This is a genomic window from Ruegeria sp. CDSC081 (genome assembly GCF_059610485.1).
The window spans coordinates 70,976-91,031 of the sequence record NZ_JBXWNS010000012.1; the positions used below are offsets into that span (position 1 = coordinate 70,976).

At 57.2% G+C, this 20,056-nt stretch carries 28 protein-coding genes; 19 read left to right on the plus strand and 9 right to left on the minus strand.

The genetic code is table 11. The features are described from left to right. Positions 1-32 precede the first annotated feature (32 nt). Positions 33-1,205 carry a MalY/PatB family protein gene (locus AC2FH9_RS18680; RefSeq protein ID WP_496692190.1) on the minus strand — a complete coding sequence of 391 codons (1,173 nt, stop codon included), beginning with the start codon at positions 1,203-1,205 and terminating at the stop codon, positions 33-35. A 94-nt stretch (positions 1,206-1,299) separates the two neighbouring features. Here AC2FH9_RS18680 and def (AC2FH9_RS18685) point away from each other — a divergent pair, with 94 nt between their 5' ends. The 5 genes from def (AC2FH9_RS18685) to AC2FH9_RS18705 are packed head-to-tail and all read left to right on the plus strand — an operon-like array spanning position 1,300 to position 3,707. After that, the gene (gene def, locus AC2FH9_RS18685) at positions 1,300-1,818 is read left to right on the plus strand and encodes a peptide deformylase (protein ID WP_496698446.1); all 519 of its coding nucleotides are present in this window, start codon (positions 1,300-1,302) and stop codon (positions 1,816-1,818) included. Then, positions 1,815-2,309, plus strand: a complete 495-nt coding sequence (gene def / locus AC2FH9_RS18690; RefSeq protein WP_496698445.1) for a peptide deformylase — start codon at positions 1,815-1,817, stop codon at positions 2,307-2,309. Before def (AC2FH9_RS18685) ends, def (AC2FH9_RS18690) begins: the two co-directional genes overlap by 4 nt. A gap of 2 nt (positions 2,310-2,311) precedes the next feature. Beyond that, a complete protein-coding gene (gene fmt / locus AC2FH9_RS18695) occupies positions 2,312-3,226 on the plus strand; it encodes a methionyl-tRNA formyltransferase (protein ID WP_496698444.1) in 915 nt (304 codons plus the stop codon). 6 nt (positions 3,227-3,232) lie between these two features. Beyond that, positions 3,233-3,469 carry a hypothetical protein gene (locus AC2FH9_RS18700; RefSeq protein ID WP_142639214.1) on the plus strand — a complete coding sequence of 79 codons (237 nt, stop codon included), beginning with the start codon at positions 3,233-3,235 and terminating at the stop codon, positions 3,467-3,469. A 1-nt stretch (position 3,470) separates the two neighbouring features. Next, entirely contained in the window at positions 3,471-3,707 is a 237-nt protein-coding gene (locus AC2FH9_RS18705; protein WP_496698443.1) for a GlsB/YeaQ/YmgE family stress response membrane protein, read from the plus strand. 7 nt (positions 3,708-3,714) lie between these two features. Here the strand turns inward: AC2FH9_RS18705 and AC2FH9_RS18710 are convergent, their stop codons facing one another. The 6 genes from AC2FH9_RS18710 to AC2FH9_RS18735 form a co-directional block, all read right to left on the minus strand. Then, positions 3,715-4,344 carry a trimeric intracellular cation channel family protein gene (locus AC2FH9_RS18710; RefSeq protein WP_496872570.1) on the minus strand — a complete coding sequence of 210 codons (630 nt, stop codon included), beginning with the start codon at positions 4,342-4,344 and terminating at the stop codon, positions 3,715-3,717. Further along, positions 4,341-4,808, minus strand: coding sequence for a ribonuclease HI (rnhA, locus tag AC2FH9_RS18715; protein WP_496872571.1), 468 nt, complete (start codon positions 4,806-4,808; stop codon positions 4,341-4,343). Before rnhA ends, AC2FH9_RS18710 begins: the two co-directional genes overlap by 4 nt. Continuing rightward, entirely contained in the window at positions 4,801-5,385 is a 585-nt protein-coding gene (locus tag AC2FH9_RS18720) for a class I SAM-dependent DNA methyltransferase (RefSeq protein ID WP_496872572.1), read from the minus strand. Before AC2FH9_RS18720 ends, rnhA begins: the two co-directional genes overlap by 8 nt. After that, the gene (locus AC2FH9_RS18725) at positions 5,382-5,834 is read right to left on the minus strand and encodes a DUF3429 domain-containing protein (RefSeq protein WP_282022242.1); all 453 of its coding nucleotides are present in this window, start codon (positions 5,832-5,834) and stop codon (positions 5,382-5,384) included. Before AC2FH9_RS18725 ends, AC2FH9_RS18720 begins: the two co-directional genes overlap by 4 nt. Next, complete coding sequence (gene ispH, locus AC2FH9_RS18730; protein ID WP_496872573.1) at positions 5,831-6,781, minus strand: 4-hydroxy-3-methylbut-2-enyl diphosphate reductase; 951 nt, start codon at positions 6,779-6,781, stop codon at positions 5,831-5,833. Before ispH ends, AC2FH9_RS18725 begins: the two co-directional genes overlap by 4 nt. Positions 6,782-6,971: 190 nt before the next feature. Continuing rightward, positions 6,972-7,541: a LabA-like NYN domain-containing protein gene (locus AC2FH9_RS18735; protein WP_142639223.1), complete on the minus strand. Its 570-nt coding sequence runs from the start codon at positions 7,539-7,541 to the stop codon at positions 6,972-6,974. A gap of 140 nt (positions 7,542-7,681) precedes the next feature. Between AC2FH9_RS18735 and folK the strand changes: the two genes are divergently transcribed. The 13 genes from folK to recO all read left to right on the plus strand — a co-directional run bounded on the left by folK (position 7,682) and on the right by recO (position 17,653). Further along, positions 7,682-8,251 (plus strand): 2-amino-4-hydroxy-6-hydroxymethyldihydropteridine diphosphokinase, encoded by a 570-nt coding sequence (gene folK, locus AC2FH9_RS18740; protein ID WP_496842536.1) that lies wholly within the window; start codon positions 7,682-7,684, stop codon positions 8,249-8,251. Positions 8,252-8,345: 94 nt separating this feature from the next. Then, complete coding sequence (rpoZ, locus tag AC2FH9_RS18745; RefSeq protein WP_142639234.1) at positions 8,346-8,699, plus strand: DNA-directed RNA polymerase subunit omega; 354 nt, start codon at positions 8,346-8,348, stop codon at positions 8,697-8,699. A 26-nt stretch (positions 8,700-8,725) separates the two neighbouring features. Beyond that, a complete protein-coding gene (locus AC2FH9_RS18750) occupies positions 8,726-10,858 on the plus strand; it encodes a RelA/SpoT family protein (protein WP_142639236.1) in 2,133 nt (710 codons plus the stop codon). Positions 10,859-10,874: 16 nt separating this feature from the next. After that, positions 10,875-11,573: a DUF2062 domain-containing protein gene (locus AC2FH9_RS18755; RefSeq protein WP_142639238.1), complete on the plus strand. Its 699-nt coding sequence runs from the start codon at positions 10,875-10,877 to the stop codon at positions 11,571-11,573. Beyond that, a complete protein-coding gene (locus tag AC2FH9_RS18760) occupies positions 11,566-12,312 on the plus strand; it encodes a pyridoxine 5'-phosphate synthase (RefSeq protein WP_142639241.1) in 747 nt (248 codons plus the stop codon). The genes AC2FH9_RS18755 and AC2FH9_RS18760 overlap by 8 nt, the downstream gene beginning before the upstream one ends. Next, positions 12,309-12,932, plus strand: coding sequence for a LysE family translocator (locus AC2FH9_RS18765; RefSeq protein ID WP_271951355.1), 624 nt, complete (start codon positions 12,309-12,311; stop codon positions 12,930-12,932). The genes AC2FH9_RS18760 and AC2FH9_RS18765 overlap by 4 nt, the downstream gene beginning before the upstream one ends. Then, positions 12,929-13,348: a holo-ACP synthase gene (gene acpS, locus AC2FH9_RS18770; RefSeq protein ID WP_496872575.1), complete on the plus strand. Its 420-nt coding sequence runs from the start codon at positions 12,929-12,931 to the stop codon at positions 13,346-13,348. The genes AC2FH9_RS18765 and acpS overlap by 4 nt, the downstream gene beginning before the upstream one ends. A gap of 57 nt (positions 13,349-13,405) precedes the next feature. Beyond that, positions 13,406-14,245, plus strand: a complete 840-nt coding sequence (gene lepB / locus AC2FH9_RS18775) for a signal peptidase I (protein ID WP_271951346.1) — start codon at positions 13,406-13,408, stop codon at positions 14,243-14,245. Then, positions 14,242-14,922, plus strand: coding sequence for a ribonuclease III (rnc, locus tag AC2FH9_RS18780; RefSeq protein ID WP_142639249.1), 681 nt, complete (start codon positions 14,242-14,244; stop codon positions 14,920-14,922). The genes lepB and rnc overlap by 4 nt, the downstream gene beginning before the upstream one ends. A gap of 202 nt (positions 14,923-15,124) precedes the next feature. Then, positions 15,125-16,033: a GTPase Era gene (gene era, locus AC2FH9_RS18785; RefSeq protein ID WP_496690318.1), complete on the plus strand. Its 909-nt coding sequence runs from the start codon at positions 15,125-15,127 to the stop codon at positions 16,031-16,033. Then, positions 16,030-16,359, plus strand: a complete 330-nt coding sequence (locus tag AC2FH9_RS18790; protein WP_496690317.1) for a DUF1491 family protein — start codon at positions 16,030-16,032, stop codon at positions 16,357-16,359. Before era ends, AC2FH9_RS18790 begins: the two co-directional genes overlap by 4 nt. Positions 16,360-16,456: 97 nt before the next feature. Next, positions 16,457-16,831, plus strand: a complete 375-nt coding sequence (locus tag AC2FH9_RS18795) for a SemiSWEET transporter (RefSeq protein WP_496698429.1) — start codon at positions 16,457-16,459, stop codon at positions 16,829-16,831. A gap of 96 nt (positions 16,832-16,927) precedes the next feature. Beyond that, positions 16,928-17,653 carry a DNA repair protein RecO gene (recO, locus tag AC2FH9_RS18800; RefSeq protein ID WP_496703725.1) on the plus strand — a complete coding sequence of 242 codons (726 nt, stop codon included), beginning with the start codon at positions 16,928-16,930 and terminating at the stop codon, positions 17,651-17,653. Here recO and AC2FH9_RS18805 read toward each other — a convergent pair. Beyond that, positions 17,637-18,029: an META domain-containing protein gene (locus AC2FH9_RS18805; protein ID WP_142639257.1), complete on the minus strand. Its 393-nt coding sequence runs from the start codon at positions 18,027-18,029 to the stop codon at positions 17,637-17,639. The two genes, recO and AC2FH9_RS18805, sit on opposite strands and share 17 nt — an antisense overlap. 232 nt (positions 18,030-18,261) lie before the next feature. On the opposite strand from AC2FH9_RS18805, the gene AC2FH9_RS18810 reads away from it, so the two are divergent. Continuing rightward, positions 18,262-19,491, plus strand: a complete 1,230-nt coding sequence (locus AC2FH9_RS18810; RefSeq protein ID WP_496750794.1) for an SGNH/GDSL hydrolase family protein — start codon at positions 18,262-18,264, stop codon at positions 19,489-19,491. A gap of 2 nt (positions 19,492-19,493) precedes the next feature. On the opposite strand, the gene AC2FH9_RS18815 is transcribed toward AC2FH9_RS18810, so the two are convergent. Beyond that, positions 19,494-20,048, minus strand: coding sequence for a hypothetical protein (locus tag AC2FH9_RS18815; RefSeq protein ID WP_496692201.1), 555 nt, complete (start codon positions 20,046-20,048; stop codon positions 19,494-19,496). Positions 20,049-20,056 lie beyond the last annotated feature (8 nt).

Sequence of the window (20,056 nt, forward strand, 5' to 3'; positions counted from 1 at the left end):
TTTGCCCATCGGGTCTGCCGATGGGCATTCCGCTATTGCAGATCGGAAAACGCGTGTTTCAGCCGTTTGCTGGCCTCTTCAACACGCCCGCGTTGCGTCGCTAGATTGAACCGCTCGAATGTCTCTCCGCCCGCACCAAAGCCGGGGCCGGGCGAGGTGGCGATTTTTGCATCCTCGCGCAGACGCCGGGTAAATTCTGCGTGGTCCATTCCGGTGCCCGAGAAATCAATCCAAGCCAGATAGGTTGCCTGTAAGGGCATTGACCACAGGCCAGGGATTTCTGCGATTGCAGCGTCAAAGATTTTTCGGTTGCTATCAAGATGGGCGATCTGTTCATCCACCCAAGCGGCCCCTTCAGGCGAATAGGCAGCGGTGATCATTGCGACTCCCAATGCGCTGGGATCATAATCCAGTGTCTGGATTCGGTGACGCATCGCAGCGCGCAGGTCCGGGTCGGGGATGATCATATTCCCCGTCCGTTGACCGGCGATGTTGAAAGTCTTGGACGCTGCCGTCAGTGTCACGGTCCAGGGCCGCGCATCCGGCGCGGCGACATCCATCGGAACAAAGGTCGTGCCGGGATAGACCAGATCGTGGTGAATCTCGTCCGAAACCAGAATAAGGTCGTTCCGTTCCGCAAATGCCGCGACTGCGCGCAATTCCTCTGGCGTCCAGACCCGGCCCGAGGGGTTCTGAGGCGAGCACCACAAAAGCATCTTCTCGGTTCCATCCAGCCGCGACTGCGCGTCTTCCAGATCAAGGCCATAGCCGTCGCCGTCGCGCATCAAGGGGCATTCCACCACGCGCCGACCCGACTTGTTCACCTTATGTGCAAACTCATGGTAGACGGGTGTAAAGATGACCACTCCGTCGCCCGGACTGGTCCAGACATCGAGGCAGAGCGCAATCGCATTTCCCAGACCCTGCGACGTCAGAATCCAATCAGAATCGATCTCCCACCCGTGGCGGTTCTTCATCCACCATTGGATGGAATTCAGGTAGTCCGGGTGCATCCAGGAATATCCGAAAACACCGTGATCCGCCGCGTTACGCACAGCGTCGATCACACAAGGCGCCGTAGAATAGTCGGAATCGGCCGTCCACATTGCCAGACCGTCATCCGGCGAAAGGCCATACAGCTTTTCAAGCTTGTCCCATTTCGAACTGTTAGTGCCGCGGCGGTCGATCAGGTCGTTGAATGTCATATCTGCTCCATCTGTCCGGATGAAAGCTAGCCGCAAATTCGGCAGGTGCAAGGGGGGCGTTGCGGCTTAGGGCGTGATGGCCTAAATCAACCTCATGAAACGCAATATACTGATCCATCCCGACCCCCGCCTGAAAAAGATCTGCTCTCCCGTAGTGGATCTGACGGACGAATTGCGCCAGCTGGCTGATGACATGCTTGAGACGATGTATGATGCGCCTGGTATCGGGCTGGCAGCGCCTCAGATTGGGATGCTGGACCGGCTGATCGTTATGGACTGTGTCAAGGAAGAGGGCGAGGCTCAACGCCCGCTGATTATGTTCAACCCCGAAGTGGTCGCGTCGTCGGACGAGACGAATGTCTATGAAGAAGGTTGTCTTTCGATCCCTGAACAATTCGCCGACGTCACGCGCCCAAAGGTCGTGGACGTGGCTTGGATCGATCGTGATGGTAACGCGCAGCGGGAAACATTCGATGGCCTTTGGGCAACCTGTGTCCAGCATGAGATTGACCACCTGAACGGGAAGCTGTTCATCGACTATCTCAAGCCTATGAAACGCCAGATGATCACCCGAAAAATGCAAAAGCTGAAACGCGAGCAGGCGCGCGAATGACCGTTCGTACCTGCCTGCCATGGCCTGATAAGCGTCTGCGGACCAAAGCCGAAGATATCACCGAAATTACTGACGGGGTTCGTGCCATCTGGGATGACATGATCGACACGATGGAGGCGATGCCCGGCGTCGGCCTTGCCGCACCGCAGATCGGCGTGATGCTCCGGCTGGCGGTGGTCGATGGCTCGACCGAGCGGGGGCGGGCTGTGCGGCTGGCAAACCCTGAGATCCTGCACAGATCGGTCGAATTGCGCGAGCATGAAGAAGCCAGCCCAAACTTGCCTGGCGTGTCGGCCAAGGTGAAACGTCCCCGGGCTGTGACGGTAAAGTTCCTCAACGAAAAAGGCATCATCGACCGCCGTGACTTTGTCGGGATCGAAGCCACCAGCGTGCAGCACCAGATCGACCATCTAAACGGGCGGATGTATTTCGACAGGCTCAGCAAGGTCAAACGAGACATTCTGCTGCGCAAAGCTAAAAAGCTGGGGTAGGCATGCGGCTGATCTTTATGGGGACACCCGATTTCTCGGTTCCGGTGCTGGACGCGCTGATTGATGCGGGGCATGAGGTTGCCGCCGTCTACTGCCAGCCTCCGCGCCCAGCGGGCAGGGGCAAAAAGGATCGTCCAACCCCCGTTCATGCTCGGGCCGAGGCATTGGGACTGACCGTTCGGCATCCGGTCTCATTGAAATCAGCGGAAGAACAGGACGCCTTTGCCGCGTTGAATGCGGATGTGGCTGTCGTCGTGGCCTATGGCCTGTTGTTGCCACAACCGATTCTGGATGCGCCTACGCAAGGATGTCTGAACATTCATGCAAGCCTGTTGCCGCGCTGGCGGGGGGCTGCGCCGATCCATCGGGCGATCATGGCGGGTGATGCGCAGACCGGTATTTGCATCATGCAGATGGAGGCTGGTCTGGATACCGGGCCAGTCCTGTTGCAGCGGGCCACCGACATTGGTGCGCAGGAGACCACAGGGCAGTTGCATGACCGGCTGTCCGAAATGGGCGCTTCTCTGATCGTCGAGGCACTGTCCAAACTGCCGAACCTGACGCCCGAGCCTCAACCCGACGACGGCGTGACCTATGCCGCCAAGATCGACAAGGCTGAGGCGCGTGTTGACTGGGCCAGACCCGCGGTCGAAATTGACCGTCAGATCCGTGGCCTGTCCCCCTTTCCCGGCGCCTGGACCGAGATGAATGGGGAGCGGATCAAGCTGCTTGGTTCCAAATTGGCCGAGGGGCAGGGTGTTGCAGGAGAGGTTCTTGACGACCAACTGAAGGTTGCTTGTGACGATGACGCGGTTGAGCTACTGCGCTTGCAACGGGCGGGTAAAGGGGCGCAGGATAGGGAAACTTTTCTGCGGGGGTGGCCGATTGCCGTTGGTACCCGCCTGTCATCGGAGTAGGCCACCATGTTCATGATCCTGATGGGGACTGTCGTTATTGCTGGGATTGTCGGCTATCTGTCCGAGAAATCCGGCTTTACCCATAATGGCATTCTGCAGTCGATCATCATCTGCGTCGGTGGTGCATTCCTGTTCTATTTCGTGCGCATTATGTTCGGGGTCAGCTTTGGCCCGCCTGGTCTGGATGCCGTGCTGTCCTCGATCGGGGCGCTGATCATCGTTCCGACCCATTGGAGGAAGTGACATGCCCGTCATCGCCCTGATCGTCATCGGCGCCGCTGCGGGTTTTCTGGCCACCCGCCTGATGCGGATTGAGGCAGATATCCCAACCACCATGCCGATCGGTATCATTGGTGCCTTGGTTGGTGGATTTCTTCTGCGGGCATTGGTCACGATGATGGGCTGGCTGTCCGGGTTCATCGGCGCTGTGCTGGGCGCGCTTCTGGTGATCTGGATCTGGCAGACCTATAAGCGCCGCTAAGCCTTGATCAAGGGCGACTGCGTGGCGGGCGGCTTTTGTAGACGGGCAGTTTCCAGCCGAACAGCAGCGATCCTGCGCGCAATGCCCAGCAGATCAGGGCGCAGGCGGCAAGCACGGTCAGCTCCTCGAACCCCATCCGGTTGACAATAACGGCCGCTACCGAGCCTGCAAGGGCGCAAGACACATAAAGTTCACCCTGTTTCAGCACCAGCGGAACCTCGTTGCAGACCACGTCCCGCATCAGGCCGCCAAAGCATCCGGTGGTGACACCCATCAACACCACGATCGTACCGGATTGGTCCAAGGATAATGCGACGCCCGTGCCGGCAGCGACCGCGATGGACAGGGCGAAACTGTCCAGCCAGACCAGCCAGTTATACCGGCTTTCGACCAGATGGGCTGTAAAGAACACAAGGACTGCCGCACTGCAGGCCATCAGGACATAGCTGGGCTGGCCAACCCAGAACACCGGATTCCGATCCAACAGCAGGTCACGCACCGTGCCGCCGCCAACGGCGGTCAGGCAGGCGATAAAGGCAAACCCTACAAGATCAAGCTGCGCGCGACTGGCGACCAATGCGCCGGTCAGCGCAAAAACCAGAACCGAGGCATAATCGAGCAGGTCCAGGCCGTTCATGGCTGCGTCTTCTTGGGCTTGAACGGGGCCATGCCTGCACGGGCCAGTTCGTCGGCTTTTTCGTTTTCCGGGTGACCCGCGTGGCCCTTGACCCATTCCCAGGTCACATTATGACGCACCTGCGCCTCATCCAGCCGTTGCCACAGGTCGACATTCTTGACCGGTTTTTTGTTCGAGGTTTTCCAGCCGTTCTTTTTCCAACCGAATATCCAGCCGGTGACGCCGTTTTTCACATAGGCGCTGTCAGTGATTACGGTGATTTTCGAGGCACGTTCGAGCGTTTCAAGCGCGCTGATTGCGGCCAGCAGTTCCATTCGGTTGTTGGTGGTTTCAGCTTCGCCGCCGCTCAGTTCACGCTGTTTCAGGACGGTGTCGCCTTCCATTGCACGCAGCAACACGCCCCAGCCACCCGGGCCTGGATTGCCGGAACAAGCACCGTCAGTATAGGCAAACAGTTCAGGCATGGGCCAGCACCAGAATGAAGCCATCGTAAGAACCCGCCAGACCTTTGCCGATCCCGGTCCTAATCCCGTCGATGGTAAAGCCGGCATCTGCCAGGGCCTCCTCGATCTCGGTCTGCGAGAAGTAGCTATAATAGCGATCCAGATGATCGCGATGTTCGCCCGTGCCCAGTTTGAGGCCCAGGAAAAAAACGCCCTGCGGTTTCAGCGCCCGGTGGATGGCCGCCAAATGGCGTGGGAAATCCTTGCGAGGCGCGTGCAGCAGCGAGAAGCTGGCGTAGATGCCGTCATATGCGGCCACTTCGGTCACGTCGTCGAAAGTACCCAGTTGCGCGTCCACGCCATTGGCACGCGCATAGTCAACAAAAGCGGGCGTCGCATCCAGCGCATGCACGCTCAGGCCCTGGCGTAGAAAGAACGCGCTGTCTGACCCGGGGCCCGAGCCCAGATCCAACACATGCCCCTTTCCGACGGCATCGACAAATTCCTGACGCGATGTCAGCTGCTCCGGTGGTAGAGGAACCTTGAGGTATTCGGCCACGTTGTTGGTATAGGCGTTGATAGTTTTGGGATCGCTCACAGATAGACTCCGACGGCAAGGCAGGCCAATACGACTGCGGTCAGCAAAATGCGCAACCGCATCCACCAGACTGGTGTTAGCCGCCAATACGAAAAGATGGCATCCAACACCAGTAGCCCGCCAAACCCCCACATCAGATTTGTGCCAGTGCTGACAGGCCCGCTGCCGGTTTTCAGAAAGGCCCACAGGGCGGGTAATGTGGACAGCGCATAACAGGTCGCGGCCTTGCTGCCAGAGGTTTTACTGGAAAACCCCCACAGCACGCCGGACATAAAGCTGAGGATGATCGCCCCATAATACAACTGGATATACGGACCGACAAAACGTGCGCCCAGTGCCTGTCGGCCCCAGTCGTTCAGATCGTCGTTCAGATAGGTCAGAGCGCCCCAGATGAAGGGGATCAGCCCGGCCAACCCCAGAAACAGCGGCGCCCTCGGTATGCCGCTCATGCGGGTTGGCGCAGGACGCGCGGGACTTTGAATTCGACATTCTCGGTCGCTGTTTCAACCATTTCGACCGTCACATCGTAATGCTGTCTGAACGCATCAATAACTTCGTTGATCAGAACCTCGGGGGCAGAAGCGCCTGCTGTCAGAGCGATCGAAGAGATACCTTCGAGTGCGCGCCAGTCGATGTCGGTCGCGCGCTGCACCAGTTGGGCATAGCTGCATCCCGCGCGTGCCGCGACCTCGACCAAACGGCGTGAGTTAGATGAATTCGGCGCCCCCACAACCAACAGGGCATCGGACTTCCGGGCCACAACCTTGACTGCTTCTTGCCGGTTGGTTGTGGCGTAACAGATATCTTCTTTGTGAGGGCCCACGATAGTTGGAAACCGGGTCCGAAGCGCTGCAATGATATCCTTTGTATCGTCAACCGACAGGGTCGTCTGAGTGACAAAGGCCAGTTTGTCAGGGTCGCGGACCTGGACGTCTGCGACGTCTGCAACCGTTTCGACCAGCAAAACCTCTCCTTCCGGTAGCTGTCCCATCGTTCCGATAGTTTCGGGATGGCCCTTATGTCCAATCATGATCATCTGCAGCCCGGCTTCGGCGTGGCGCTGTGCTTCGACATGGACTTTGGAGACCAGCGGGCAGGTGGCGTCGACATAGACCATCTGGCGCTGCGCCGCCGTCGCGGGTACCGATTTGGGAACCCCGTGCGCCGAGAATATCACTGGGCGATCGTCGGGGCAGTCTTCCAGCTCATCGACAAAGATCGCACCTTTGGCGCGCAGTCCATCGACCACGAATTTGTTATGGACAATCTCGTGCCGAACATAGACCGGGGCACCCCATTTCTGCAGCGCCATCTCGACAATCTTTATGGCCCTGTCGACACCAGCACAGAACCCGCGCGGGGCGGCGAGATAGAGGGTCAGGGGGGGCTTGGTCATGTCGCGTTCTCCTTACCGACACAGGTAAGTCTTTTCAAGGCCATGGTCCAGTCAGGACAATGTCATTGATCCGACATGGTTCAATGCTAGCCAATAGGTGTTTTCAGCACCTGATCTTTGTTTAAAAAGCGCGGTCAGGGTTTCCCCTGACCGCGCTAATTTTCAACCGAGTTTGCTTTGGGGCCAGTTACTACCCGCCTGCGGCAACGGTGCGCGGTTCCATCGGCATTTCGCGCGGCGGACGACCGATCACGTCGCGGAGATCTTCCAGCTCGATGAAGTTGTCGGCCTGGCGGCGCAATTCGTCCGAGATCATGGGTGGCTGGCTGCGGATGGTCGACACCACAGAAACGCGTACCCCCTGACGTTGCAGGCTTGCGATCAGCGGGCGGAAATCTCCGTCGCCGGAAAACAGCACGATATGGTCTACACGTGGTGCAAGCTCCATGGCATCGACGGTCAGTTCGATATCCATGTTACCTTTGACTTTCCGACGCCCCATGCTGTCGGTGTATTCTTTTGCCGGTTTCGTAACCATGGTGAAGCCATTGTAATGCAGCCAATCAACCAGTGGACGGATGGGCGAATACTCGTCATTTTCAAGTAGCGCTGTGTAATAGAAAGCTCTGAGCATCTTACCGCGGCGCATGAATTCCTGGCGCAGCAGTTTATAGTCAATGTCAAACCCCAGTGCTTTTGCGGCTGCATAAAGATTCGAGCCGTCGATGAACAGCGCTAGCCGTTCGTCTTTATAAAACATAAATAGGTCCTTCCGGTACAAATCAGCGCGCTGCGTGTTACGTGAGTGAGTCTTGGGAAAATACAGCGCATTGATATCTCCATAATTAGGGGTTTTATGGTGTATCGCAAGTATGCAATTCGCCGAATATAGGGAGTAGGATGCGCAAAACCACCTCAAAAGCAGTGCTTGCCCTCGGTGCAAATCTCAAAGTGAGAGGTTTTGAGCCCCATCTGACGCTACGGCATGCCATAGACGCGATTTTGCGCCAGGGGCTGTTGATTCGGGCAGAAAGCCGCTTTTATGCGACCCCTTGTTTTCCTGCAGGCGCGGGGCCGGACTATGTGAATGCGGCCGTGTTGATCGAGACTGAAAGGTCACCCTTTGAGTTGCTGCAGATATTGCATGGAATTGAACATGATTACGGGCGCGAGAGGATTCAGCGCTGGGGAATGCGGACGTTGGATCTGGACCTGGTCTGTTACGATGATCTGGTTCTGCCCGACCGCGAGGTTTTTCAAAGCTGGTTATCGCTGCCGCCCGAAGATCAGAAACAGCAGGCGCCGGATCAGTTGATCCTGCCGCACCCAAGGGTACAGGATCGTGCGTTTGTGCTTGTTCCCATGGCGGATGTTGCCCCGAATTGGCGGCATCCGATACTGGACCTGACCGTCAGGGAAATGCTTGCGGGGCTTCCTTCGGACGATATTGCGGCAGTTACCCCGTTATGATTGGTGCATTTGCAGCATTTCCTGCTTGTCAAGGCAGGGATTCGCCCTTAGATAAACCTCTTCCTGACATGGATTCAGTAACGGAGAGCGCCCCATGGCCCGCGTGACGGTTGAAGATTGCGTAGACAAGGTTCCGAACCGGTTTGAACTGGTGATGCTTGCCGCCCATCGTGCGCGCGAGATTTCCGCCGGTGGTCCGATCACCGTTGACCGTGACAACGACAAAAACCCGGTTGTATCTCTGCGTGAGATCGCTGACGAGACCCAGAGCGCTGATGAGCTGCGCGAGCGGCTGATTGAGGCCAACCAGACCCAAATCGAGGTCGACGAGCCCGAAGAAGACCAGATGGCGCTGCTGATGGGTGCGGAAACAGACAAGCCTGCGGATGACGACATGTCCGAAGAAAAGCTGCTGCGCGCTCTGATGGAGGCTCAAGGCCAGGGGTAATCCCCACAAATGAAGGTGCGGACCGGATGATTTCTGCTGAAGACCTGATTGCGCTGGTCCGCAACTACAATCCCAAGACGAATGCAGACCGCATTGCCAAAGCTTATGAGTTCGGCAAGCAGATGCATGATGGGCAATTCCGCCATTCTGGCGAGCCCTATTTCACCCACCCCGTTGCCGTTGCCGCCATCCTGACCGAACAGCGTCTGGATGATGCGACTATTATCACGGCGCTACTGCACGATACGATCGAAGACACCAAGGCCAATTACGGCAAAGTGTCTGAGCTGTTTGGCGAAGAAGTCGCCAAGCTGGTTGATGGGGTCACCAAACTGACAAACCTTCAGCTGTCCAGCCGCGAAACCAAACAGGCCGAGAACTTCCGCAAGCTGTTCATGGCGATGTCCAAGGATTTGCGGGTCATTCTGGTCAAGCTGGCAGACCGTCTGCACAATATGCGCACAATCAAGGCGATGCGGCCCGAAAAGCAGATCGTCAAAGCGCGCGAGACGATGGATATTTATGCGCCGCTCGCCGGTCGCATGGGTATGCAGTGGATGCGTGAAGAGCTTGAGGATCTTGCTTTCCGCGTTTTGAATTCCGAGGGTCGCCAGTCGATCATTCGCCGCTTTATCACCTTGCAACGTGAAACCGGCGACGTGATTCACCGGATCACCGGCGACATGCGGCACGAGCTGGAAAAGGCGGGCATCGAAGCCGAAGTGTTTGGTCGTGCCAAAAAGCCGTATTCGATCTGGCGTAAGATGCAGGAAAAGGATCAGGGCTTTTCGCGCCTGTCCGACATCTACGGTTTTCGCATCATTACGCAAAGCGAAGAAGACTGCTATCGAACCCTTGGCGCGATCCACCAGCGTTGGCGCGCCGTGCCGGGGCGGTTTAAGGATTATATCAGTCAGCCGAAATCGAACGGTTACCGGTCGATCCACACCACCGTTTCAGGCCGTGACGGCAAGCGGGTCGAGGTTCAGATCCGCACCCGTCAGATGCATGATGTCGCCGAAACTGGCGTGGCCGCGCACTGGTCCTATCGGGATGGCGTGCGTTCGGAAAACCCCTTTGCAGTCGACCCGGCTAAGTGGATCGCCAACCTGACCGAACAATTCGACAGCGAAGAGGATCACGAGGATTTCCTCGAGGCAGTCAAGCTCGAGATGTATTCGGATCAGGTCTTTTGTTTCACGCCTAAGGGGGACGTGGTGAAACTGCCGCGTGGTGCGACGCCGATCGACTTTGCCTATGCCATCCACACGCGCATCGGGCACGCCTGTGTAGGGGCCAAGGTTGATGGTATTCGCGTGCCACTTTGGACCCGGATCAAAAACGGGCAGTCGGTGGATATCATAACAGCTGACGGTCAGACTCCCCAAGTCACGTGGTTGGAAATTGCCGTCACCGGTAAAGCCCGTACAGCCATTCGTCGCGCCCTGCGCGAGGTTGACCGAGAGCGGTTCATCAAGCTGGGCAAAGAACTGGCGCGATCGGGATTTGAACATGTCGGGCGCAAAGCGACCGACAAGGCGCTGGACACTGCTGCCAAGCATCTGCGCCTGAAAGACCGGCATGAACTGTTGGCGCGCCTGGGCAGTGCAGAACTAACTGCCCATGATGTGGTCAGCGCCGTCTACCCGGAACTGACGCAGGATGATGGTGATGCCATTCCGATGCGCCGGGCCGTGATCGGTCTTGAGCCGGGGCAGAAGTTTGACCGCGCCCCTTGCTGCCAGCCATTGCCGGGTGAACGGATCGTCGGGATCACTTATCGCGGCAAAGGTGTTGTCGTGCATGCAATCGACTGCGATCGCCTGAGCGAATACGAGAGTGAGCCCAAACGCTGGGTCGATCTGCACTGGCACTCGGGAACTCACCCGGCTGTTTACGGGGCAACGATTGATGTTACGATTGGCAATGACGCAGGTGTGCTGGGTCGCATTTGTACATTGATCGGCGAGAAAAAGGCCAATATCTCGAACCTAGAATTTGTGGATCGCAAACCGGATTTTTACCGCCTGCTGGTCAACGTAGAACTGCGCGACCTAGAGCAGTTGCATTCGTTGATGTTGATGCTTGAGGCCGAAAGCGATGTTGCAGCGGTTGAACGTTTCAGAGACAGAGCTAAATCCGCAGTTGCGGCTGGCTGAGAAGGGGTGATCAGGAGTGGTATTCAAGCGCCGAGATCGACGCTCGCCTGTCCAGATCGCATCGGAATTCGTCTATCCTCGTGGTGGCTGGACCCGGGCCTTTCACTATGTGAAACACCGCGTCCGGCGATTGCCGGATTCACCTGAACGCATCGCCCGTGGGGTAGGGTTTGGAGTGTTTGCGGCCTTTACACCTTTTTACGGGCTGCATTTTGGCATTGCCGCCCTGGCTGCGCGATTGTTCAACGGCAATATGCTGGCTGCACTCAGCGGTACGTTTTTCGGAAACCCATTGACCTATGTGCCCATCGGGGTGGTTTGCCTTCAGACCGGGCATTTCCTGTTGGGCACCGAGTTTGAAGAGGGCGACACCCATGGGCTTATGGGGAAGTTCGCCAATGCGATCGGTGATCTCAAAGACAACCTGATTGCAGTATTCACCGACCGGGTGGCTGACTGGCACGGGCTGGGAATTTTCTACGACGAGGTTTTCTTTCCGTACCTGATTGGCGGCATTCTTCCCGGATTGCTGGCTGGGGTGGTTTGCTACTATCTCAGCCTGCCGCTGGTCCACACCTATCAGCAACGGCGTCGCGACAGGATCAAAAAGAAGTTTGAAGAAATCAAACGTCTGGCTGAATCCGAGGCTGCCGTTCCAGAGTCAAACCAACTAGGCTCGAGCCAGGATTTGGGAAAGGAATCAAAGGATGTCTGAGAACCGTTTGCGTCTCGGTGTGAATATCGACCATGTGGCCACAGTGCGGAATGCACGTGGTGGGGTCTATCCCGACCCTTTGCGCGCGGCCACGCTGGCCGAGCAGGCCGGTGCAGATGGCATTACTGCCCATCTGCGCGAAGACCGCAGGCATATTTCGGACGCAGATATTGACGGGTTGATGGAGGTTCTTTCGGTGCCTCTGAATTTTGAAATGGCAGCCACGCCCGAGATGCAACAAATCGCTTTGCGCCATAAGCCGCACGCGGTCTGCATCGTCCCCGAAAAGCGCGAGGAACGGACCACCGAAGGCGGGCTGGAAGTCGCGCGCGAAGAAAACAAACTGGCCCATTTCATTGCACCTTTGCGTGATGCGGGCTGTCGCGTGTCGATCTTTATCGCCGCCGACCGTCGCCAGATCGAGGCCGCGCATCGCATCGGGGCCGAAGTGATCGAACTGCACACAGGCGCCTATTGTGACGCCCATGCCGAAGGCAAACTGGATGAGGCAGCGCAAGAGCTGGAAGGCCTACGCGATATGTCCGCCTTTGCCCATTCGCTTGGCCTCGAAGTGCATGCCGGACATGGTCTGACATACGACACGGTCAAACCTGTCGCCGCTTTCCCCGAGGTGCGCGAGTTGAACATTGGTCACTTTCTGATTGGCGAATCGATCTTTTTGGGCATGACCCCCGCCATTCAGGAAATGCGCCGCCTGATGGATGAGGCGCGGGGATGATAACCTCGGGTTTCATAGCAATCTGGATCGCCTGGTTGATGGCCGGAGGCTCACCCGGTCCGGCAACCATGGGCATCGCCGGAACTGCAATGAACGAAGGCCGCCGCGCCGGTCTGGTCTTTGCACTGGGCATCTGTGCGGGGTCCGCTGCCTGGGGCATCGCCGCCGCGCTGGGCCTGTCGGCGATCATGCTGGCCAATGTCTGGGTGTTCGAAGTAATCCGCTATGTTGGTGTAGCCTATCTGGGCTGGCTGGCGCTCAAGGCCCTGAAACGGGCGCTGTCATCGGATGAGATGGCGTTGGGCAACCCGGTCACCGGCTCGCTACGCACCATCTTTGCCAAAGGCGCGGCGATTCACCTGACCAACCCCAAGGCGATCCTCAGCTGGGGCTCGATCTACGCTATCGTTGCCCCGAATGACGCCAGCTTGTCGATGCTGCTTGGCTATTTCGGCCTGCTTTACGCGGGCTCGCTGCTCATTTTCATCAGCTATGCATTCCTTTTCTCTTCCGAACGCACAGTCCGCGCCTACCGCCGCGCCCGCCGCTGGTTCGATTTTGCCTTTGCCGGGTTCTTTGGGGTGGCAAGTTACAAGATTTTGACGGTGCGGTTGTCATGATCCTAGGCATTGGCACAGACCTCGCAAACATAGACCGCATTCAAGGCACGCTCGACCGGTTTGGTGACCGGTTCCGTAATCGCGTTTTTACCGACGCTGAACAACGCAAGGCTGAACGCCGCGCCGACACAGCAGGCACATACGCCAAGCGCTGGGCCGCGAAAGAGGCGTGCTCCAAGGCGCTGGGCACCGGGCTTCGTATGGGGATTTCCTGGAAGGACATGGCTGTCACCAACCTTAAAACCGGCCAGCCAGTGATGCATGTGACCGGTTGGGCGGCGGAACGGCTCAACGATATGACCCCCGAGGGTCATGCGGCGATCATCCACGTCACCCTAACCGATGACCACCCCTGGGCGCAGGCCTTCGTGGTGATCGAGGCGCGCCCAATTCGCGAACGCAGCGCTCTGTCTTGACTAACCCCGCCGCGCCGCGCATGTAGCACCCCAACAAACCAAGGACCGGAGAGCAGTATGGCCGAGGACGTCAAAACCGGAAATCCCGTGTGGGAGACGATCAAAACCATCGTCTATGCGCTGTTGATCGCGGGCGTTTTCCGTACCCTGTTCTTTCAGCCGTTCTGGATTCCGTCAGGGTCGATGAAACAGACCTTGTTGATCGGGGATTTCCTGTTCGTCAACAAAATGGCCTATGGATATTCCTATGCCTCTTGCCCCAGTCTGATTATTCCTAGCGTCGGCCTCAATATCGACGCCGAGGATGTTTGTGGCTGGATGCAAAGTGATGACAACACCCGTATCTGGGCCGGCGATCCCGAGCGCGGTGATGTGATCGTATTCCGTCATCCGGTAACGGGCCGCGATTATATCAAACGCCTGATTGGCCTGCCCGGCGATCGTATCCAGATCATCGAGGGCCAGATCATCCTGAACGGTACTCCGGTTCCGCAGCAACCCGATGGCGTCTTCACCGAGGTCGCGGCGCCGCAAGGTCCGCAAGGGTTGCGCCCGCGCTGTGAAAACGGCCCAGTTGGCCGTGGTGGCGTGTGTGAGAAATCCCGCATGATCGAGACCCTGCCCAACGGGGTGTCCTATGATGTGCTGAATATCGGTAATCAGGGGTCGGACAATACCGGCGTCTATACAGTGCCCGAAGGCGAATACTTCTTTATGGGCGATAACCGCGACAATTCCAGCGACAGCCGCCTGCCGCAATCGGCCGGGGGTGTCGGATATGTACCCTATGAAAACCTGATTGGTCGTGCAGATCGTATCATGTTCTCATCCGCTGGCCGGTCGATGCTATTCTTCTGGACCTGGCGCGGAGACCGCTTCTTTAAGGCTGTGAATTGAAGCTTTCCGCCGAAATAAAGGCGTTTCAAAAACGTCTGGGGCATGAATTTGCCAACCCCGAGCTGCTGGTGCGCGCGTTGACCCATGGATCGGTATCCTCGGCCACGCGCCCGGACAACCAGCGGCTCGAATTTCTGGGTGATCGGGTGCTGGGTCTGGTGATGGCGACGGCCTTGTTGGAAGCCGACAAAAAAGCGAGCGAAGGTCAGCTTGCACCCCGGTTCAATGCGCTTGTGCGCAAAGAGGCCTGTGCAGATGTGGCGCTGCAGATTGATTTGGGTGCTGTACTGAAACTGGGCCGGTCCGAAATGCTGTCCGGAGGGCGGCGCAAACAAGCTTTGCTTGGCGACGCGATGGAGGCAGTCATTGCTGCAGTTTATCGCGACGCCGGCTTCGAGGTCGCCAGCGCCGTTATCCTAAAGCTCTGGGGTGATCGCATCCACGATGTCGAGGCCGACGCCCGTGACGCCAAAACGGCGCTTCAGGAATGGGCGCAGGCACGGGGCCAGAAACCGCCCAGCTATGTCGAAGTCAGACGCTCGGGCCCGGACCATGCGCCGGTCTTCACCATTGCTGCGCGTCTTCAGGACGGGGCAGAAGAGCAGGCAACAGCAGGGTCAAAGCGTCAGGCCGAACAGGCGGCTGCCAAGTCGTTGCTGGACCGTTTGCAGAATTAGTCTACCGGGTAAAAACAGTCTGTCTCCTGAGGGCTGGCCGGAAATGCCTATCGGTCGAACCCGGGTCATTTCCGGTGACGGGTCGCCCACCATACCCCACCCAATGCCATCCTGATCGCATGCTCCAAAGCTGCAAATCGCTCTGGTCCGCTGCCTCTTTCTGCGATAGGGAGGCCCATCTGCAAACAGGATCAAACCCCAGATGACGACACGCGCCGGATTTATCGCCCTGATCGGAGAGCCCAACGCAGGCAAATCCACCCTTCTGAATCGCATGGTCGGGGCCAAGGTCTCGATCGTTACACATAAGGTTCAGACGACCCGCGCCCGTATCCGGGGCGTGGCGATGGAAGGTGATGCACAGCTGGTCTTTGTGGACACGCCGGGCCTTTTCAAACCGCGCCGCCGTCTGGACCGGGCGATGGTTGCCGCCGCATGGGGCGGCGCCGCGGATGCCGATGTGGTTGTCCTGATGGTCGAAGCGCATCGTGGCATCACCGAGGGCGTAGAGCGCATCCTTGAAGGTCTGAATGAGATCGGGCAGGGCCGCACCGTCGCACTGGCCATCAACAAGATCGACAGGGTGCAGTCCGAAGTTCTGCTGGCCCTGACCAGCGATCTCAACTCCCGCTATTCTTTCGCCGAGACATTCATGATCTCGGCCGAGAAGGGCCATGGCGTTGACGATCTGCGAAAATGGTTGGCGGGCGAATTGCCCGAGAGCCCGTGGCTATATCCGGAAGACCAGATCGCTGATCTGCCGTTGCGTATGATCGCGGCTGAAATGACACGCGAAAAGCTGACCCTGCGGCTGCATCAGGAACTGCCCTATCAGCTGACCGTCGAGACCGAGAATTGGGAAGAGCGCAAGGACGGGTCGGCAAAGATCGACCAAATAATCTATGTCATGCGCGACGGCCATAAAGGTATCGTTCTGGGCAAAAAGGGCGAGACCATCAAGGCCGTCAGCCAGGCGGCACGGGCCGAGCTGGAAGAGTTCCTTGATCGCAAGATCCACCTGTTCCTGCAGGTCAAAGTCCGGCCAAACTGGCTGGAGGAATCCGAGCGCTATTCGGAAATGGGTCTGGAATTCAAAGACGGAAACGCATGACGCGACTGACGGCAGACTTCTGGGTTCACGCCTATCTGGCACGGTTGCGATTTCAGGAAATACCGGCCTTTGTTGTGGCCCATGGTGACGACACAGCCGGCGCGGTTTTGATCAAGCTCAACACGTTGGACGGTCAGGCCACAGCCTTCCAGCGCAGCTTTGATCTGATGAGCGGTGAGCGCAAGTGGGTTGAACTCTCCTCTGGTCCCGAGGCCGATGTGGACGAGGCTATCCAACGCCAGCGCAGCTTTGACCCTGACCTCTGGGTGATTGAGGTCGAAGACCGGCAGGGGCGCCATTTGCTGGGTGAGGACGGTCTGGATTAGCGGTAGTAGCACAGACGCGGTGCAGGCCTCTGCCAAAGTTATGTCATAGGTCTTGGTAAGACGGTCCATTTTCGCTATTTGTATGCGTATTTAACGGATGGTGCTGAAACGGGTTGTTGCGGCATATGACAAGGATAGAGGTCTTACGTTGGCTGAAACATTTAGTCAGAAGTTCATAAAGTCAAACCTTGGTCTCGTGATGAAGCACTTCGAGGGTTTCATGGTATTTGTCGGCATTTTAGGCCCATTTGCCACGCTTCCACAGCTTGTGAAGCTCTTCTTTACCCACTCTCAACATGCGTCGGGCCAATCGCTGTTAACATGGTCGCTCTATGCGGCGTTGTCTTTGCTTTGGTTCATCTACGGTCTGATCGTCAAGAAGTTGCCCATCTATATTGGCAACGGCATTTCTATGGTGCTGAACCTTCTTATGGTACTGGGTATCCTGATCCACGCGGGGGTCACGTTCTGACCCAATAGGTCGCCGATTTCCCGGTCTCTCTTGCAGTGGTCCCGGCTTTGCGTTCTTTTGCTCGGGCAGGACTGACCCCACAAGATTGGACACGCTTTGGACTGGCGCGACCACGGCATACTTCTGACCTCACGCCGCCATGGCGAAACGGCGGCAATTATCGAGGTCTTTACCGAAGGCCACGGTCGTCATGCCGGCGTCGTACGTGGTGGAACCAGCCGCAAGATCGCGCCGATCCTGCAGCCCGGGGCGCAATTAGATGTGCTTTGGCGCGCACGGCTCGAGGAGCATATCGGCACTTTTCAGGTCGAGCCCCTGCGGTCGCGGGCGGCGGCGGCGTTTTCGGGTAGGCTTGCGCTGGCTGGATTGAATACGGTGGTGGCCCTGCTCTCGTTCTGTTTGCCTGAGCGCGAAGCGCATCCGCGCATCTATAAACAAACCGAACAGTTGATGGACCTGCTGGGTCAGGACGAAATTTGGGTGCTTGCCTATCTGCGGTGGGAATTGTCGCTGCTGGAAGAGCTGGGGTTTGGCCTTGACCTGACACGCTGTGCCGTGACGGGTGTAACAGAAGGTTTGGATTATGTTTCTCCGAAAACAGGTCGTGCGGTAAGCGCTGATGGGGCAGGGGACTGGGTGGATAGGTTGCTTCCCTTGCCACCTTGCCTGCGTGGCGTGGGCGACGCGCCGGATACCGAATTGGTGCAAGGATTGATGACCACCGGACATTTTCTAGAGAACCATGTTGCTCCGTCGTTGGGGAACAACCCTCTGCCCGGCGCACGGGCGCGGTTTATTGATCAGATCAATCGGCAGCTTTGAACACCATTTCCTGCCCGTCCTCATTGCGCAATATCAGCAGGTTCCCTGATACTTCGGATTGGGTCATGGCAAGCAGGGCGGCGAAATAGATCCCTTCTGCCTCAAGCCCGGCACAGGCGGCACGGGTTGCTGTCAGGCCGGTCAGCTCAAACCATGGATAGGGCGCGTTAAGCCTGCCCGTGTAGCTGTTGCAGGGGGCGTTGCCCGCTACTTTGCCCTCTTCCAGAAATCGCAATAAGGCACTGGCATTGTAGGGCTGACCGTTGATCTCTTGCAGGGCCCATTCCCGTTCGGCAGCACCATAGGCCGCAACGGTTTCATCCTTCTGACATTGGAGTAATCCGGAAAGGGAAAGCAGCATTATGTAACGCAACATGGCAGAATTCCTGAATTCAGCGAAGAACAGTTTCCTGGGCTTGGACGCATTGTTTTGAACCGACTAGGTAAAGAATCGGATACAATGGTGACCGTTGACTTGCAAAACATCTTGGACATATTGAAAGCGAATAACGGGCCTTTCCTAAGATTTGGGCAGTTAGGTGGAATTTTTACACCGGTATATACGCCAGGTTTATTTGATTTTGACCTGATAGAATTGGAGCTTCGTAGTGAGCGGAAATGATGATGTTGGCATGGGGCGGATGCGACCTGTAACCAAGTTTTTTATGATTTTGATCTATGCCCTCTTTCTCTTCCTGCTGGTTGAACTGCTTTCGTATTTCACCGTGGTTTATGTGTATGACAACACGCTGGGCAATACGGCAGAGCGACATCTATACTCTTCGATCCGTGGTCACAAACTGAACCCAGACTATCAGCGAGGATTTGATACTGGCGGGCAGCGTATCCATTCCGATCAAGGGTTCCGCCACGATACGCTGATTGAACAGCCAAAACCCGACGACACGTTCCGCATTTTTCTGATGGGTGGCTCAACTGCTTATGCCATCGGATCGCAGGGCAGTATTTATCCTGACCACCCAACGCTCGCCAATCAGGAAACGGTTGCGTATTTCCTGCAGCAGGACCTGCGCGAGCGGTTGGGCGATCAGATGCCCGGTGTGACGATTGAGGTGATCAACGCCGGAGTTGTTGCGTATCACAGTTTTCAACATGTGTTGTACCTGTACGAGACGCTATATGAGTACAGCCCGGACATGATTGTGTTTCTGGATGGCCACAATGATTTTTACAATGTTGGGGTCGACAATCCGGTCCAAAGTTATGCTTACTCGTCCGCACGCATGATTGACGCCTTGAATGATCGCAAACCCTTCTTTTCAGCCTATGCGTTCCTGCGGTACCCGGCGCAGTATTCCTATACCTTCAAACTGGCTTCGAAATTTACGCAAGGCTTGTTCGACCGCTATGAAATCCCCAAAAATATCACGTATGGGGATGTTACCGCCTTGCAAAGAGACTTTTCAGCAGAGCTTGCGCAGACTGCAAAGGTCGGATTTTTGCGCAATTACAAGCTGATCGAAACATTCGGCGACTACCACGGGTTTTGCTATCACGTCTTTTTGCAGCCTGAGGTCGTCTATGAGGACACCAATGTCCTAAGCAAGACCGACCGCGAAATCGCCCAGCTCACGCGGGATTGGTACAAGCCGGGACGCGAAGATCTGATGCATCGCGCGCGGGTCGATTTCCCTGCTTTGTTTGAAGAGGCCAATGTGCCTTTCACCGATATTGCCGAGATCGGCGGCCCCCTCCACAAAGACAAGGTGCTGTATGTCGATTACACGCATCTGACGCCCGAAGGGTCAAAGCTGGTGGCTGCGCGGATGCTGCCCGTGGTGGCGGAACGGATCAGCCAGTGTAAGACCCCGTCCTAAACTCAGTAGGGTTGCTCTCCGTTTAGCAAAGCGGTGCGCACCTCCATGCGGGTACGCCAGTTGTATCGCGTATCTTCGCGCGTTGGCGCCCATGTCAGCGCGCCACTGTTGCGCCATGGGTCAAGGACGATGCCCTCGAACATCGTGTCGCCCTTTGCGCTGATCACTGCGGAATGGTGGATGATCCTCAGCGGCGTTGGCGGTGATGTAGCCCAGTGCATTTCCAGGGTGCGGAAGTTTTCGGCCCTTAAACGGCTGGTCATCGCTTCGGCCCAGTCGTTGCACAGGCCGCGCTCACGAAATCCGTTGATGACCTTGGCGTTGTGGATGATGGCCGGGTCGGTGACCTGCCATTCTCGGGCCAGACGCTGCGAATAGGTATAGGCAATGGTGGCCGCCTTCTGTGCCTCGGCTGGATCAACCTTAGGGCCCATAGAACGGATGGCGAGCGCCAGCTCGTCTATGTCGTTCTGCGTTGCGGTCGGTTGAGGGGTGGCACAGCCGGCAAGGGCCAGTGCCGCAAGCGTGGCCAGAAGGACAAGAATGGATCGGGTCATGTGTTCGC